This window comes from Prosthecobacter sp. (assembly GCF_034366625.1).
Classification (GTDB): Bacteria; Verrucomicrobiota; Verrucomicrobiia; order Verrucomicrobiales; family Verrucomicrobiaceae; genus Prosthecobacter.
This window is the reverse complement of sequence record NZ_JAXMIH010000028.1, coordinates 86,537-102,899: the sequence shown is the minus strand read 5'-3', so window position 1 is coordinate 102,899 and position 16,363 is coordinate 86,537. Positions and strand designations below refer to the sequence as shown.

Sequence of the window (16,363 nt, the reverse complement as noted above, 5' to 3'; positions counted from 1 at the left end):
CTCCCTCTCACGCCAGCACCTCGCGGATCACATTGCCGTGGTCGATCTCCAAGCGCTTCCGTCCTGGCACCTCCAGAGCGCGCAGATCAATGCCAAGCAGATGACACGTCGTCGCATGCAGATCGGTGATGTAATGACCTTCACCCTGCGCGTGGTAGCCGAGTTCATCCGTCTCGCCATGCACCGTGCCGCCCTTCGTGCCGCCACCGGCGAACCAGATGGTGAAACCATGCGGATGATGATCGCGCCCGTCTTTGTGTCCGCTGCGCGTCTCCATGCCGGGTGTGCGGCCAAACTCGGTGCAGAAAACGACGAGCGTCTCCTCCAGCAGGCCGCGCTGTTTCAGATCGCGCAGCAGACCAGCGACGGGCTGGTCCACGCTCTCGCACAAGCCCGTGTGGTTCTTCTGCAACTGCGCATGCGAATCCCACTTGCCGGTGTTCGACGGATACACCTGCACGAAACGCACCCCGCGTTCGACCAGACGACGCGCGGCCAGGAAACGCTCTCCAGCGTCCTTGGTCGCCGGTTTGTCGATGCCGTAGAGCTTCCGCGTCGCATCGCTCTCGGTCTTCAAATCAAGCGTCTCCGGTACGGCCATCTGCATGCGAAACGCCAGCTCATACGCATGAATGCGCGCTCGCAGCGACGCGTCTTCGGGATACTCGACGGCGGTGAGTTGATTGAGGCGGTTGATGAGCTGGTATTCGCGCACCTGCTCGTTTGCGCTTTGCCGGGAGTCGCGCTTGCCAAACGGCAGCGGATTGTTCGGATCGAGCGTCAACGGCACGGCGGCATGATCGGGGCCGAGGTAGAGTGAATCAATCGAGAGCCGCTTTGTGCTGTCCGTGGGACCGCCGAGCACGACAAACTTCGGCAGATTCTCATTCAGTGTGCCGAGGCCGTAATGCACCCACGAGCCGATGCATGGCTGCTGTTCATCGAGGCGATGACGTCCGGTGTGCAACTGGTTCTCGGCGAAGTGGTCGTTGTCCGTCGTCCACATGTTCCGCACGAAGGCGATGTCATCGACGCACTTGGACAGATACGGCCACCAGTCGGTGATCTCCACGCCGCACTGGCCATGTTTACTGAAACCGACCTGCATCGGGTAGATGCTTGGATAGACATCGCGCTTGTTGATCTCCTGAGCAGCGACGGAGCGGAAGCGCTTGTGATGCTTGTCGGAGTTCAGTGGATTTTCGAGCGGCGTCTTATCAAAAGTCATGCCCGCATACTTCGTGAGCGCTGGCTTCGGATCGAAGGTCTCCACATGGCTGTAACCGCCGGAGAGAAAGATCCAGATCACCGACTTTGCTTTCGGCACCAGCGGCGTCAGCGCGGGCGATGCCTTCGCGATGCCATCACTCATCAACGTGCCGCCCAGCGCCAAACCCGTGAACCCCATGCCCGCATCCGCAAGGAAGCGCCTGCGACTGATCTGGCCGCAGGGGAAGGTGGAAGGATGAGATGAGTTGTTCATGGCCGGAGCAAATCAACGCACGGTGACGAAGTCGTTGTGATTCAATAGCACGCGCACCAGGCTTTCCTTGCTGCCTTGCTTCAAAAAGTCATGGCATGAGACCAGTTCGATCTCAGTCGGTGTGCGGCTCAAAATGTGCTCGAAGGCGGCGATGATGAAATCAGGGGCATCCGTTCCAATCTGTCGGGCGAGCGCGGCGCTGTGATCATGCACCAGCTTGCTGTTCGTCATCACCAGCGCCTGCTGCGGCAGCACGCTGCGACTGCGACGATAGCAGTCCGTCGGCTCGGGCGCGTCAAACATCGCGGCCAGGGCACTGCGGCCACCGACCTCGGGGTGGCAACTGAAGTAAAGGCTGCGGCGCGCGCTGGTCTCCGCCTCGGTGTTTTCCAATTCCTGACCACCCATCTTCGGATCGAGCGCACCGGCCAGATGCAGCACGCTGTCGCGCACGACCTCCGCCTCCATGCGGGAGGCGTTCATGCGCCAGAGGAAATGATTGTCGGGGTCTTTGTAGGACGAGTTTTCCAACTCGTCTCCTGAACGAGTTGGAAAACTCGTTCTACTGGAACGGCGATACGCCGCGCTCGTGACGATCAGACGATGCAGATGCTGCATGCTCCAGCCGTTCTCCATCAACTCCGCCGCCAGCCAGTCGAGCAGCGCCGGGTTCACCGGCTTCGCGCCATTGCGACCAAAATCAAACACGGATGCCACGAGCGGTTCCTGGAAATGCCGCATCCACAAGTGATTCACCGCCACGCGTGCCGTCAGCGGATGATCCCGCCGCGTGAGCCATTCCGCGAGTGCTTTGCGCCGACCCGTGCTCTGCGCGGGAAACACACTCGTCATCGAGGTGTAGGCTTCCGGCGACTTCGGATTCGCGCACGCAGCCTCCGCTTTAGTTAAAGCCGCCTGCGCAGTTGTTTGAGCTTTCTTCAGGGCATCCACGGCCTTCGCGTCACTCGTCGGCACGCTCATCGCATGATTCGCCGCCGCCAGCGCCGCTTCCGCGTCCGCCACAGCCGCGTCGCGTTCCGCCTGACCTGCTTTGCGTGCAAGCGCGAGTTTTTGAGCTTCGGGAGCATCGCCAAACTTCGCCTGATCCGCCGCGAGCCGCGCGATGGAGCTGGTAAGAGCCGTGCGCGCCGCCTTGAGAGTCATGCGTGCTTTTTCCAAAGCTGTTGCGGCACTCTCCGGCGAGGCGGTGAGCGCGAGAAGCTCCTCCTCAGCCCTCGTGACCGCATTCATGCGACTCGTCAGCTCCGTCTCCTGAATCACAGGCCGCAAGCCTGGATACACGGCGTCCGTGGGCAGCGACACAGGTTGGATGGCTAGATTCTGTGCGCTCAGAAAGGTCGGCATGCCCGGCGTGAGCGGCGGTTTGTTCTCCACGCGATTGCGCTCATCACCACCGGTGTAAAACCACGTCTTCGCATCACTTTGTTTGTCGAAAGCACGCACCGCGCCCAGACGGTTCGGTTTGCGCTGCGTCACATAGACATACTCTTGGAACGGCCCCGGATCAGCCTCGCCCGGCCAGCGATCCTGCCGCACACCGAGTGGTTCGAAGATCGCGCGGAAGCGGAAGTAGTCCTCGTGCGAGATGGGATCATACTTGTGATCATGGCAGTGCGCGCAGTTGAAGGTGAGGCCGAGGAAAGCCTTGCCGGTGTGCTCGATGGTGTCGCGCATCCACTGGTTCGGGTTCAGCGCATACCAGTTCCGAATCAAGAAGCCCGTCGCCACCGCCGCCTCATCATCGAGTGGAGCGATTTCATCCGCTGCGAGCATCTCCGACAGCATGCGGTCGTAGCCTTTGCCCGCGTTCAACGACTTCACGATCCAGTCCCGCCAGCGCCAGATTTGTGGCGCGCTGTTCCACACATCATTCGCCGTGCGGCGCCCATACCAGTCGCTGTAGCGCCACACATCCATCCAATGCCGCGCCCAGCGCTCGCCATGACGCGGATCATGAAGCAGCCGCTCGACCACGCGCTCATACGCATCGGGTGCGGTGTCAGCGAGAAAGGCGTGAAGCTCCTCACGCTTCGGCGGCAGGCCGATCAGATCGACGTAAACTCGCCGCAGTAGCACGGATCGCGTCGCTTCCGGCAATGGCGTGAGCTGATTCGCCGCAAGCGCTTCATTCACGAACGCATCAATCGCATTCCTGCCTGCCGCCTTGGGCAACGCAGGTCGTCGCACACTTTGAAACGCCCAATGCTGCCTCGGATCGGCCTCCGGCACTTCATTGGCCAGTCCCGGTGCTCCGGCATCGATCCACTCTCGCAGCATAGCGATCTGCTCCTCTGAAAGCGCCGCAGCCTCCTGCGGCATGCGTTTGTGCTCATCCATCGCGGTCACACGCTCAATGATGAACTTCGTCGCCGACCCCGATTTGCCGCCTTTTAGCAAGAGCTGCACCGTATCCAATCGCAGCCCCGCCTTTTGCTTCAGCCCGCCGTGGCACGCATAGCACTTCTGCTTCAGCAGCGGCTTGATCTGCGATGAATAATCCACGGCCTCCGCGCGCGGAACAAGCGCGAGTAATCCGAGGATGAAGATGCCACGTGGGCGCATGACGAAACCTACGCGAGTTCAGGGGCCAAACTCGCGAAGAGCCAGCTTATGGCTCCCAGTTCCTCGGCAGGCTCAGCGACCACACCTCGCTCGACAACGGGCGCGCATGTCCGCCCGCGATCCAGAGCTTGTCTCGGAAAACGAACACCGAATGCTCATGCCGCGCCTTCCAGCAGGTCTTAGTTTGCAGATGCTGCCACGTTTTGCCATCGGCGGAGTGCCAGACATCGCCAAAGTTGTCCTTGTCCTTCGCCCAGCCACCGAGCACCCACATGCGGCCGCGATACACTGCGGCTGAAAACCACATGCGCGGCTCCCACGGCGCTTTCTCCGTTTCGCAGGTCCAGTTCACGCCATCGCTCGACGACCACACATCATTCTTCGCGTGATAGCTCGGTGTGTAGTTGCCTCCGCCGAGGACATAGATTTTATCGTTCAGCGTGATGGCTTGGTGATATGCGCGTGGTGACCAAGGAGCCTTCGCCGTCTCCTGCTTCCACGTTTTGCCGTCGGCGGAGGACCACACGTCATTCTTGAGGCTCGTGTCATCGCCAAAGTAGTAGTTCTCAGTGCCGCCGAGAATCCACAGGTGCCCGCGATGCTCCACAAGCCCTGCCGCCAGCCGTGGCGACCATCCGGCGCTTGGCGTGACTTGCTCCCACTTCACACCGTCGCTGGATGACCACACTTGATTGCTCGCCGAATGCCCCGGCAGCCTGCCTTTGTGCCAGCCACCCATGATCCACATCTTGTCGGCAAAAGTGATGTTCATCGGCAGATCGCTGTGCAGCCACGGCGCATTCTTTTCGATGAGTTTCCACTCCTTGCCATCACCCGAGGACCACACATCGCGTGGCGGCTCCGCAAACGACTGAAACCAGCCGCCGCCGATCCAGAGCTGGTCTTTGAAAACCCACTCCGCCTGCGAATCACGCGCCTGCCAGGCGGCGGTGCCTTCGAGCACCCAGTCGGGAGCCGTTGTTTCCTGGGCGTGTGCGGATGCGAGCAAAAGGGCGGCGAGGAGGAGCAGTTTCATTGGGTGGTGATGGTTCAGGTGATGCCGAGCTTTAAGAGGCGGATCGCATTGCCGCGATGGATCTTGTATTGCACGTCGTCGGGCAGGTTCATGGCGGCGAGGATGTCGAACTGAGGGATCTCCTGGCCGGGCGCGAGGTAGTCGCTGCCAAAGAGCAGGCGGTCGGCGTGGCGCAGGACGAACTCGCGGGCAAACGCCGGGTCACGCGTGAGCGCGATGGCACCGCCGGGCTCGGAGAGGTCGCCGTAGAGATTCGGATAGGCGTCCATGAGGCGGTCGAGCGCTCCACCGGGCGTGATGGGACGCGGGACTTTCGGATAGCGGCCGAAGTCCTCTTTCGTGGCATCGCCGGAGATGGACGACCAGAAACCGCAGGCGTGGCCGATGAGCGGAAGTTTGGGGAAGGCCTTCAGTGCGTTCTCCAGGCGCGGCAGACCGACCGTGTCGATGCCGCGCAGGTCGTCGAGATGGAAGAGGATCGGCAGCTCCAGCGTGTCGCAGGCCTCATAGAGCTGCATCATCTGCGGATGATCGAACGGCAGGCCGACCTTGTGCTCGCCGAGACCGCGCGCACCGGCGTCCTTGTAGCGCTTGAGGATGTCGATCAGGCCTTTGGTGCCTGCGACATGCCCTTGTCGCGTTGGGAAGGTCTTGGTCGCAGTCGGATCGACGGTCACACGCGGATCGAGACAGCAAAAGGCGATCAGGCGGTCCGGATGCGCCCGCGCGGCATCGAGGGCCGCGTCGTTGGTTTGCAGAGGGTGCAGCGTGGGCGCGGATTCGGGCGAGACGAGCGGCTGAATCACCGCGCGCTCGACATCATGCGCGTCCATCCATTCAAGCAGGCCTTTCGCGCCGACGAGGCGTGTGAAGTAGAGATGCGTGTGGATGTCGATGTATTTGTGCTTCGGACGCACAGCCGACGCAGCGGAGGCTCCGAGCGCAGCAAACGCGGAGGTGGCAAGGAAGCGGCGGCGGGAGCAGTTCATCGGAGTGATCCATTTGAAGGTATTGATTGATCAACGTGCCGCAGGCTTCAGCACGCCGTCGATGAAACGATAGGCCAGCTCACGCGCTTCAGGCGGGAAGCCGTGGCCGCCTTCGGGATAGTCCGCCAAGATCCGGTCCTCTGCGCCGAACAAGCGATACACGCCAGCGGCTGCGGTGAGGCAGCGTTTCACGCTTTCGACCCGGAAGTTGCTGTCGCTGATCGGCGCATGCACATAGAGCGGCCTCGGGGCGAGAGCGGCGATCACCTCCGGAAAGTCGAAGGGCATTTTGTTCGGGTCTTTGCCGTAAACATCCTGGATGCGCATCATGTAGCGCGGCTGGCACCAGCCCGTCAGATTGCCGCCCATGTAGTCGTGGAAGGAGTCAAAGCCCGAACTCGTCACCATCACCTTCAGTCGTGTGTCGAACGCGCCGACGAACAGCGAGTTGTGCCCGCCGAGTGAGACGCCCACGCACCCGATGCGATTCTTGTCCACCTCAGGCAATGCCTCCAGCAGGTCCACCGCGCGCATGTGGCTCCAGATGCCCATCATCGTCCCGCTCGCAAATCCAACGGTTGAGGGATCAATCTGATTGTCGCCCAGCAGCGTGTAGTCCGGTGCAATGGTCACATAGCCACGCTCGGCAAGCTCCAGCGTGTAACGCGGATAATCCGCGCCGAGTCCCGCCGTCCGGCCGCGTCCACCACCAGTTCCCTGAAGGCAGAGCATCGCCGGAGCGGAGGCCTCCTTCAAATGGTGTGGAACGAGCAGGTAGGCCGGCACGCGGAAATTCTTCGCCGCGGCATACGTGATCTTTTTGCGGGTCAGCGTGGGCAGCGTCTCCGTCTCCAGCACCTGCACATCCAGCGGCACGCGGCTGTCCGCCCCTGGCAGCGGACCCATCACCTGCTGCATGTTTTGCAGGATGTGATCACGCCGCCGCTGCCAGTCCTGCGTGTTGCTCACCGGATGTTCTGTGCCTTGTCCGTCGCGCCAGACGAGCAGCTTCATTTTGTCGGGATAAAAGGGAGCGGGATCGGCGGCGGCGAGTGATGCATGTCCGAGAAGAAAGCCCATCACACAGGCGGTGAAATGGAATGGGAGGCGTGGCGGAGTCAGGTTCATCGAATGGAGTTCTTGGTTGGAGATGGTCATGCGAGGACGTCCTTCACGACCTTGCCAAACACGTCCGTGAGGCGGTAATCGCGACCGGCGTGGCGGTAGGTGAGCTGTTCGTGGTTGATGCCGAGCAGGTGCAGGATCGTGGCCTGGAGATCGTGAACGTGGACGGGATCATGCGCGACGTTGAAGCCGAAATCGTCCGTCGCGCCATGCACATGGCCGCGCTTCACGCCACCGCCGGCCATCCAGAGGCTGAAGGCGTTCGGATGATGGTCGCGGCCTTCCTTGCCCTTGTTGATGCCTCGCCGCACCTCGCCCATCGGCGTGCGGCCAAACTCGCCGGCCCAGACGACGAGCGTGTCGTCGAGCAGACCGCGTTGCTTGAGATCCTTGAGCAGCGCGGCGGCTCCCTGGTCGGTCATGGCGCAGTTGTTGGCCAGTCGGCCGTTCAGATCGCTGTGGTGATCCCAGGTGCTCTGCACGAGATGCACAAAACGCACGCCGCGCTCGACCATGCGCCGCGCCAGCAGGCAGTTCGTGCCAAAGGCGCGCGTCTTGTCCGCATCCAGGCCATACATCGCGCGAGTCGCGGCGGACTCATCCTTGAAATCGAGTAACTCAGGCGCGGCGCTTTGCATGCGGAAGGCCATCTCATAACTGGCGATGCGCGAGGCGATCTCAGCGTCGCCGGTGCGCTGCTGATGCATCCGGTTCAAATCGCGCAATGCATCGAGCCGCGCCCGCTGTGTTGCAACGCTGATGCCGGGAGGACGGCTGAGGTGCAGAACCGGATCGCCGCTGTTGCGAAAAGTCACACCGCGATAGGTCGAGGGCATGAAACCGCTGCTCCAAAGCGAGCTGCCCGCGCCTTCGAGCCCGTGGCCGTCGTCGGAGGTGAGCACCATGTAGCCGGGCATGTTCTGACTCACGCTGCCGAGGCCGTAGTTCACCCACGAGCCCATGCTGGGGTTTCCAAACAACGGTGTGCCGCAGTGCAGCAGCAGTTGCGCGGGATCGTGGTTGCTCTGCTCGCAGTGCATCGAGCGGATCACGCAGATGTCGTCCGCCATCGTGGCGGTGTGCGGCAGAAAATCCGAGAACTCGATGCCGCTCTGTCCATGGTGCGCGAACTTGCGCGGGCTGGCGAGCACCGTCTCCAGCACGCCGCCGGTCGCGCTCTTTTTCGCCTGAACAAGCGAGGCTGGCATCGGCTGGCCGTGCAGCGCGGCCATCTTCGGCTTCGGGTCAAAAAGATCGACATGCGACGGCCCTCCCATCATGAAAAGGAAGATCACATTCTTCGCCTTTGGAGCGAAATGCGGCTCAGCGGCGGCCCCACCTCGCGCTAGCAGATGCCACAGCGCCATCGCCCCGAAACCGTGTGAGCCGCGCGCGAGAAAGTCGCGGCGGGAGAAAGGAGAGTTGATCATGACTTCACTCACGGTTGATGAATTCATCGAGGTTCAACAGCACGCTGCAAAACGCGATCCACGCGGCATCAGAGCCAGACGGACTGTCCTGGAGCAGTTCGCTGGCGGAAGTGGCGTCCTTGGCAAACAGAGCCCGTTGCTGATCGAGGTAGGCGAGAAGCCGCTGCGACTCCTCGGAGCGCGGCGGGCGTGAAAGCACGAGCGCAAAGACATGAGCAAGTCGTTGTTCGTCATCATCACGCGATTCCCTCAATACACGCGAGGCGAGCGCTTGGGCTGCTTCGAGGAAGGCGGGATCGTTGAGCAGATCGAGCGCCTGCAATGGCGTGTTCGAGCGTTCACGGCGTGTGCAACTCCGGCTCGTGTCAGGGAGGTCAAAGGTGACAAATTGCGCGAAAGGCGACGTGCGCTGGATGAAGGTGTAGAGGCCACGCCGGTAACGATCCCCGCCCGTGCTCGGCTCCCAGGCGTTCTTGTAGCCATCTTTCGACACACTGGCGGGCTGCGGCGGTTTCACGCTCGGACCACCGACAGTGCGATTGAGCAGTCCGCTCACGGCCAGCGCTGAATCGCGCACGGCTTCGCCGGACAGACGCAGACGCTGTTGTCGCGCCACCAGGATGTTCAGCGGATCGCGATTCACGAGTTCGGGCCGTGCGGTCGAAGATTGCCGGTAGGTTTGCGAGATCACGATCTGCCTCAGCAGCGCCTTCACACTCCAGCCTTGCTTCATGAACTCCACCGCCAGCCAGTCGAGCAACTCAGGATGTGAGGGGCGGTCACCACGCACGCCGAAGTTCTCCGAAGTGCCGACGATGCCGCGTCCGAACAACTCCTGCCAAAGGCGATTCACGACGACGCGTACCGTCAGCGGATGTTCCGGTGAGACGAGCCAGCGTGCGAGTGCCAGACGATCCGCTTTGCCTTTCAACGGCGGCAACGAGGCTGGTGTGCCAGGCTGCACTTCCTCTCCTTTGCGTCGAAACTCGCCGCGCACATGCACATGCGTTTGGCGCGGTGTTGGAAAGGTCATCATGCCGGGCGCGCGGGTCACGGGTGGCAATTCCTTCGCCAGCGCGTCGAGTTTGGACTTCAGTTCGCCCAGTTTGAGTTCCTTCGACTTGTCCGACAAAGCCGCTGGCATCGATTTGAGGAAGTAATCGAGCAGACGGTCGCGCTGATCCTGCGTGCGCTGCGCCAACGGTGTCTTGATGATGTTGAGCCCTTCGAGCTGCCCCTCGCCGAGACTTTGTCCCCATTGCAGCCCCAGCAGCTCAAGCGTGCGATCCCAGGCGAAGTCTTCATTTGGATGCGCCTCGGCATGCAGCAGCCGCTTCTCCCAATCCGCCTGCAATTCGGCGAGCGGTTTCGCCAGCGGCGCGAGCAGTTCCGCGCGTTTGCGGTCATGTTCCTGTTTCGCCGCCTCATACGGCTCGCGCTCACCGGGCAGCGGCGCGTTGACGTTCACTTCGTCGGCATTGTTGAAGAAGGAGTAGAGTTGGTAGTATTCACGCTGCGAGATCGCATCAAACTTGTGATCGTGGCATTGTGCGCAGCCTGTGGTGAGCGCGAGCCACGTCGTGCCGAGCGTCATCGTGCGATCCAGCACCTGATTGACGCGATACTCCTCCAAATCCGCGCCGCCCTCGCGATTGCTCAGCGTGTTGCGCAGAAAGCCGGTGCCCATGCGCTGTGAGACTGTCGCGTTTGGCAAAAGATCGCCCGCGAGCTGCTCGATGGTGAATCGATCAAACGGCAGATCACGATTGAAGGCGTCAACCACCCACTGCCGGTAACGCCACGCCACCGGTCGGATGAAGTCCTGCAAATAGCCGTCGCTGTCCCCATAATGAGCCAGATCCAACCACCACCGCGCCCAGCGCTCGCCAAAGTGCTCTGACATCAACAAGCGATCCACCACACGCTCGAACGCATCGCTGCGCGCATCATTCACAAACGCATCCACCTCCAGCGGCGACGGCGGCAACCCCGTGAGATCGAGCGTCACACGCCGGATCAAAGTCACGCGATCCGCTTCCGGCGATGGCTTCACGCCCTCCGCCGCCAATCGCGCACGAATGAGGTCATCAATCAAGGAGCGGCGGTTTCCAACCGCCATCGGCGCTTGAAGAGCGCCGCTCCTTGCGAGCGATTCGGCGGGCGCGATGTAGGCCCAATGCGGCTCATACTTCGCCCCCTGCTCGATCCAGCGCTTCAAAATGTCCTTCTGCGCCGCGGCGAGGTGCTTGCCGGTTTTCTTCGGCGGCATGGCTTCGTCCGCGTCATCCGTGAAGATGCGCCCGATCAATGCACTCTGCTTCACATCGCCTGGAACGATCGCTTTCTCGCCTGACTTCAGCTCCACCGTCGCGCCATCCGCCAAGTCCAACCGCAAGCCGGCTTTGCGCTGACCTTTGTCGAAGCCGTGACATTGAAAGCAGTTGTCCGCCAGGATCGGCAGCACGTCGCGATTGTAGCCAACTTTGCTCTGCCCCCATGCATTCCAAACCAACACGCATTGCAGGGCCACAATGATTCGGACGTTCCGTGGTCGTCCCGAATGAATGGCCGGGTTCTTCATACGCGGTCAGAACAGCTCACGAATCGCCTTCCCGCCATCCGACAGCGGAATGGCGACACCATTGGGCTTTTCAAGCCGCTGATTCTCGGAGAAGCCGAGTTTGCGGTAGATCGTCTCGGCGTAGTCGTAGGGCGTGTAGAGCGCGTCCGTCACATCGCCACCCTCGCGATCTGTTGCGCCGATCACCGCGCCGCCGGGACAGCCTGCGCCGGCAAAGGCGATGGACATCGCACGCGCCCAGTGATCGCGACCGCCGTTCTTGTTCATGCGAGGCGTGCGGCCCATCTCGGTGACGAAACACACCAGCGTCTCAGCCAGCAGACCGCGCTCGTGCATGTCCTCGATCAGCGCACTGAATGAGCGATCAAGGCTCGGCATCATCACCGGATGCGGCAGGCCGTAGCGTTCCTGATTGCTGTTCCCTTGCGGTCCGCCGCACGGACCGTTGTTGTAGATGCCTTCGTGATGATCCCAGTTCAGGAAAACTCCGCCCGGTTGGCCAATGCCGGGCCGTTTCACATGCTCCGGCGGCTGGATGCACGTCACCGTGACAAAGCGCACGCCGGACTCGATCAAGCGCCGCCCGAGCAGGTAGCAGCTCCCACGATGATCACGTCCATAGCGGTCGCGTGTCTTGTTGGACTCACGCGAAAGGTCAAAGGCATGCTTCGCCTCGTCGCTGGTGAGCAGATCGAGCGCGTGCTGCGTGTTTCCTTTCATCACCTGCCCCGCCGTCGATTCTGCCACCGCGCCGACATCGAGCGATTCGAGCAAACGATGGCGTTCGATGAGCCGCTCACGTTGCAGGCCCTTTTGCAGCTCCAGCGAGCGCACCTTCCACTGCGGATCACTCAGGTTCTCACCGAGGCTTTTCGTGCCCAGCTTCCACGGCGCACGACTCGCGGGCAGGAATCCCGTGCTGGTGATCGCATTCGGCATGTTGATGCCCGGACAAAAGATGTAGCCCGGCATCTCTGGACGGTCCGTTCCCATCAGCTCCGTCACCACGCAGCCGATGTCGGGAAAGTCGAAGGGGTTCGTGTTGCGGTAGCCTTTGAAGAACTCCTGGCAGCACTCCTTATGCCCCGCCGTCGGTGCCGATGTCATCGAACGCACCACCGCGAGCCGGTGCGCCTGTTTCGCCGTCAGCGGCATCAACTCGGAGAAATGCGTGCCCGGCACGCTCGTCGGGATCGGTTTGAAGGGCGACCGATGATCCAGCAGCGCGTCCGGCTTCGGATCAAACGAGTCCATCTGGCTGATGCCGCCCTCTTCATAAATCACCAGCACCCGCTTCGCCTGTCCCACCACCACCGCCTTCGACGAATTGCTCGCCCGCGCCTGCATCGCCAGCCACTCCGGTGCACTGAAGCCCAGCACACCCGCCGACAACGACTTCAGGAGTCGTCGCCGTTCGGGGCTTGCCTCTTTCTGGTCGCGCTGTTTGAGCCAGAGATTCATGGTCGTGTGAATACAACCTCAGAACCCTGCTTGTTTCAGATTCGGCAACGAGTCAGGCCCTCACGCCAGCGCCCTCGTGACCACCCGCCGCTCCTCCACGCCGGTGAGTCGCTGATTCAGCCCCTGATGCGGAAAACTCAGCCGCGTGTGGTCGATGCCCATCAGATGCAGGATCGTCGCGTGCAGATCGCTGACATGGCACCGGTCCTCGACCGCCTTGAAACCGAGTTCATCGGTCGCGCCGATGGCCTGGCCGCCTTTCACACCCGCACCGGCTATCCACATGGAAAAGCCATGCCAGTCGTGATCACGGCCCGGCTTGCCCACGCCTTCGCTCGTCGGTGTGCGGCCAAATTCACCGCCCCAGACGAGCAGCGTCTCGTCCCACAGTCCCGTGCGCTTCAAATCCGTAATCAGCGCGGCGATGGGCTTGTCCGTCTCGCCCGCGTGCAGCGTGTGATTGGTGATGCAGTCGTTGTGACCGTCCCAGGTGTCCTCGATGTGGCCGCCGCCGGAATAGAGCTGGATGAAGCGCACGCCTTTCTCGATCAGCTTGCGCGTGATCAGGCACTTGCGGCCAAAGTCCGCCGTGCGCTTGTCATTCAGACCATACATCTCGCGTGTCGCCGCATCCTCGCTGTCCACATCGACCACGCTCATCGCCTCCGTCTGCATGCGATACGCCAGCTCATACGATTCGATGCGCGCCATCAGTTCCGTCTCATCGGGATGCAGCTTGAGATGCTCCTCGTTCAGCGACTTCAGCAAATCCAGGCTGCGCCGCTGCGTGCGATCGCTCGTGCCCTCCGGCGTCGCCAAATCGAGCAAGGGCGAGCCACCGCTGCGAAACAACGTGCCCTGAAACGCCGCAGGCATGTAACCCGCCGTCCAGTTCGACGCGCTGCCGATCGGTCCGCCACGCGGGTCCGTCATCACCACAAAGCCCGGAAGATTTTGATTCGTCGTGCCAAGTCCATAGCTCAACCACGAGCCCAAGCATGGCTTGCCGATGAAAATGCTGCCCGTGTTCATCTGCAAGCAACCCGAAGCATGCGCCGCCGTGTCCGCGTGCATCGAGCGGATCACGCACAGATCATCCGCGTGCCGAGCCGTGTGCGGAAACAAGCTGCTAATCGGCAGTCCGCTCTGCCCATGCTGCGTGAACTCAAACGGCGACTGCATCAGATGCCCCACCGCCCGCCCGTTCGATCCCACCTTCGCATCGCCCGTGTAAGGCTTCCCATGATGCTTCGTCAGCGCCGGTTTCGGATCAAACGTGTCCACTTGGCTCGGCCCGCCGTTCATGAACAGAAACACGCAATGCTTCGCCTTCACCGGAAAATGCGGCCGCTTCTCAGCTAGCGGCGATGCCGCGAGCGCCTCGGTTACGATCAAATCTGCCAACGCCAGCCCCGCAAACCCACCCCCGACCTGCCAGAGAAACTCCCGGCGTGTCTGGCCACATGGCGTGCAATTGGGGATGAAGCGGGACATGGTTATTCAGGATAAACAAACTCGTTCAGATTCAAAATCACGCGGCAGACCTGCTCCAGCGACTCCTCCCGCAGAAACCTATGCATCTGTGTCAGCTCGGCAGCAGTTGGCTCGCGGCACAATGCCAGCCTCCATGCGAGTGTGATCTGCTTCGCGGAGTCATCACCCGCTTCGCGTTTCAAGCGGGCGGCGAAGCGCTTCGCCTGCTGGTTCACGAAGTCGCCGTTGAAGAGGCTCAGCGCCTGCGGGGCGACGGTGGTGACTTGGCGTTGGGGGCAACTGCTGACGGTGTCGGCGAGGTCGAGGGTTTCGAGCATGGGGACCACCAACCCGCGCTTGATGAAGGCGTAGATGCTGCGGCGCGAGGCTTCGCGTTCGTCGGAGGCCTGCCAGACTTTTTCTTTGTCGGTGTTGGCTTCGAGCGCGGCGGCGGGAATGCCGGGCTTCATGGCGGGGCCGAAGCGCTTCGGATTGAGCTGGCCGCTGACGGCGAGCATGGAGTCGCGGATGGCTTCGACCTCCAAGCGCCGATAGCGGTAGGGCGTAGGGCTAAGGGCGTAGTGCAAAGAGACTGAATCGCTCTTTGGCGTCGCGTTGGCTGGTTTGGTCCCTGTGCCCTTCGCTCTTTGCCCTTCGCTGCGGCTCTGCCATGCGCGGCTGGTCAGAATGAGCCGGTGCAACTTCTTCAGTGACCATTTGGCGTCGTGCATGAACCAATGCGCGAGCCAGTCGAGCAGTTCGGGATGCGAGGGCGCGGCACCCATGAGGCCGAAGTCGTTCGCGGTGGTCACGAGGCCCTGGCCGAAGTGCTGCTGCCAGACGCGGTTCACGATCACGCGTGCGGTGAGCGGGTTGTTGGTGCTCGCAATCCATTGCGCGAGGCCGAGGCGGCGCTGCGTGGTCTTCTCACCCGATGGGAATTGCGGCTGCTGTTTGACGAGAATGGCAGGCACCGCTGGCTCGACAAGATCGCCGAAACGTGTCGGCGAGCCGCGCACGAGCACATGCGTCTCGGGTGCTTTCGCGGAAGGCTCGCGCCAGATGTAAACCTCTGTGCCATCGACGGGCACGGTCAGCTCCGTGCGGCCTTTGGTCGGGCGCTGAAGCGGATTGAAGACAGCGACGAGGCTGTAGTAATCACGCGTGGCCAGCGGCTCGAACTTGTGATCGTGGCAGCGTGCGCAGCCGATGGTGAGGCCGAGAAAGGCCTGCCCTGTAGTGCTGACGATGTCGTCGAGCTGGTCGTAACGATCCGCCGCCGGATCGGCAGGCTCGTCATCCCAGTGACCGAGACGGAGGAAGCCGGTGGCGATCACCATTTCAGCTTTCAGCTTTCCACTTTCAGCTTTCATCTCATCTCCCGCGAGCTGCTCCATGACGAAACGGTCGAAGGGTTTGTCATTGTTGAGCGCTTCAATGACGTAGTCGCGGTAGTGCCACACGAAGGGCTTCTCGGCATCTCGTTCGTAGCCGTTGCTGTCGGCGTAGCGCACGACATCCAGCCAGTGGCGTGCCCAGCGCTCGCCGTATTCGGGACGAGTGAGGAGGTCGTCGATCGCCGTATCGAGCGATGAGTGCCTCTCCTGCTCCGCAATCGTCGGGGGCAGGCCGATGAGGTCGAGATACACGCGGCGCAACAAAGCCATCGGCGCGGCCTGAGGTGTCGAATTTTGTTTTCCGAAGACAAAGGCATCAATCGGATGATGGGAGGCCGATTCGGGGACTTTCGGGCGCTTCACCGGCTGAAACGACCAGTGCTCCGACGGCTTCTTCGGGATCACCTCATCGCTCGGAAATGGCGCTCCCGCCGCGATCCACAGACGCAGCGCTTCTACCTGCGATTCCGTGAGCCGTGCGCCTTCCGGCGGCATGCGCTCGTCTTCATCGTGCGAGGTCACGCGCTCGACCAGCTCAGCATGCACACCCTTGTCGATCAAGGCCCCCGCATCGAGCCGCAGATCGCCTTTTTGCTTCACAGAGCCGTGGCAGGACACGCATCGCTCTTTGAGCAGCGGTTTGATGTCCTTCGTGTAATCAGGCGCTGCCATCGCCAGCGAAACGGGCGCGACAAGGCAGGCCCAAAGACGAAAAGAGAGAGGTTTGATCATGCAAGGGTCTTGAATACGCACCGCCCCGTCGAAGTCTGGCGCTTTCATGCCACGACTAAAACTTCCCCCAACG

The 16,363-nt window shown here is 61.8% G+C and carries 10 protein-coding genes; all 10 read right to left on the bottom strand.

The window, feature by feature from the left end:
* Nucleotides 1-7 precede the first annotated feature (7 nt).
* The 10 genes from U1A53_RS25575 to U1A53_RS25530 are packed head-to-tail and all read right to left on the bottom strand — an operon-like array spanning nucleotide 8 to nucleotide 16,290.
* Nucleotides 8-1,483 (bottom strand): DUF1501 domain-containing protein, encoded by a 1,476-nt coding sequence (locus U1A53_RS25575; protein ID WP_322284734.1) that lies wholly within the window; start codon nucleotides 1,481-1,483, stop codon nucleotides 8-10.
* Between the two features lie 12 nt (nucleotides 1,484-1,495).
* On the bottom strand, nucleotides 1,496-4,066 hold the full coding sequence (locus U1A53_RS25570) for a PSD1 and planctomycete cytochrome C domain-containing protein (protein ID WP_322284733.1): 2,571 nt from the start codon (nucleotides 4,064-4,066) through the stop codon (nucleotides 1,496-1,498).
* Nucleotides 4,067-4,112: 46 nt separating this feature from the next.
* Nucleotides 4,113-5,102: a hypothetical protein gene (locus tag U1A53_RS25565; RefSeq protein ID WP_322284732.1), complete on the bottom strand. Its 990-nt coding sequence runs from the start codon at nucleotides 5,100-5,102 to the stop codon at nucleotides 4,113-4,115.
* Between the two features lie 14 nt (nucleotides 5,103-5,116).
* Nucleotides 5,117-6,091: an amidohydrolase family protein gene (locus U1A53_RS25560; protein WP_322284731.1), complete on the bottom strand. Its 975-nt coding sequence runs from the start codon at nucleotides 6,089-6,091 to the stop codon at nucleotides 5,117-5,119.
* A gap of 30 nt (nucleotides 6,092-6,121) precedes the next feature.
* On the bottom strand, nucleotides 6,122-7,249 hold the full coding sequence (locus U1A53_RS25555) for an alpha/beta hydrolase (RefSeq protein WP_322284730.1): 1,128 nt from the start codon (nucleotides 7,247-7,249) through the stop codon (nucleotides 6,122-6,124).
* Entirely contained in the window at nucleotides 7,246-8,646 is a 1,401-nt protein-coding gene (locus U1A53_RS25550; RefSeq protein WP_322284729.1) for a DUF1501 domain-containing protein, read from the bottom strand. The genes U1A53_RS25555 and U1A53_RS25550 overlap by 4 nt, the downstream gene beginning before the upstream one ends.
* Before the next feature lie 4 nt (nucleotides 8,647-8,650).
* Nucleotides 8,651-11,227 (bottom strand): PSD1 and planctomycete cytochrome C domain-containing protein, encoded by a 2,577-nt coding sequence (locus U1A53_RS25545; RefSeq protein WP_322284728.1) that lies wholly within the window; start codon nucleotides 11,225-11,227, stop codon nucleotides 8,651-8,653.
* A 6-nt stretch (nucleotides 11,228-11,233) separates the two neighbouring features.
* Complete coding sequence (locus U1A53_RS25540) at nucleotides 11,234-12,688, bottom strand: DUF1501 domain-containing protein (RefSeq protein WP_322284727.1); 1,455 nt, start codon at nucleotides 12,686-12,688, stop codon at nucleotides 11,234-11,236.
* A gap of 60 nt (nucleotides 12,689-12,748) precedes the next feature.
* On the bottom strand, nucleotides 12,749-14,182 hold the full coding sequence (locus U1A53_RS25535; protein WP_322284726.1) for a DUF1501 domain-containing protein: 1,434 nt from the start codon (nucleotides 14,180-14,182) through the stop codon (nucleotides 12,749-12,751).
* A gap of 2 nt (nucleotides 14,183-14,184) precedes the next feature.
* Nucleotides 14,185-16,290 (bottom strand): PSD1 and planctomycete cytochrome C domain-containing protein, encoded by a 2,106-nt coding sequence (locus tag U1A53_RS25530; protein WP_322284725.1) that lies wholly within the window; start codon nucleotides 16,288-16,290, stop codon nucleotides 14,185-14,187.
* Between the last annotated feature and the right edge of the window lie 73 nt (nucleotides 16,291-16,363).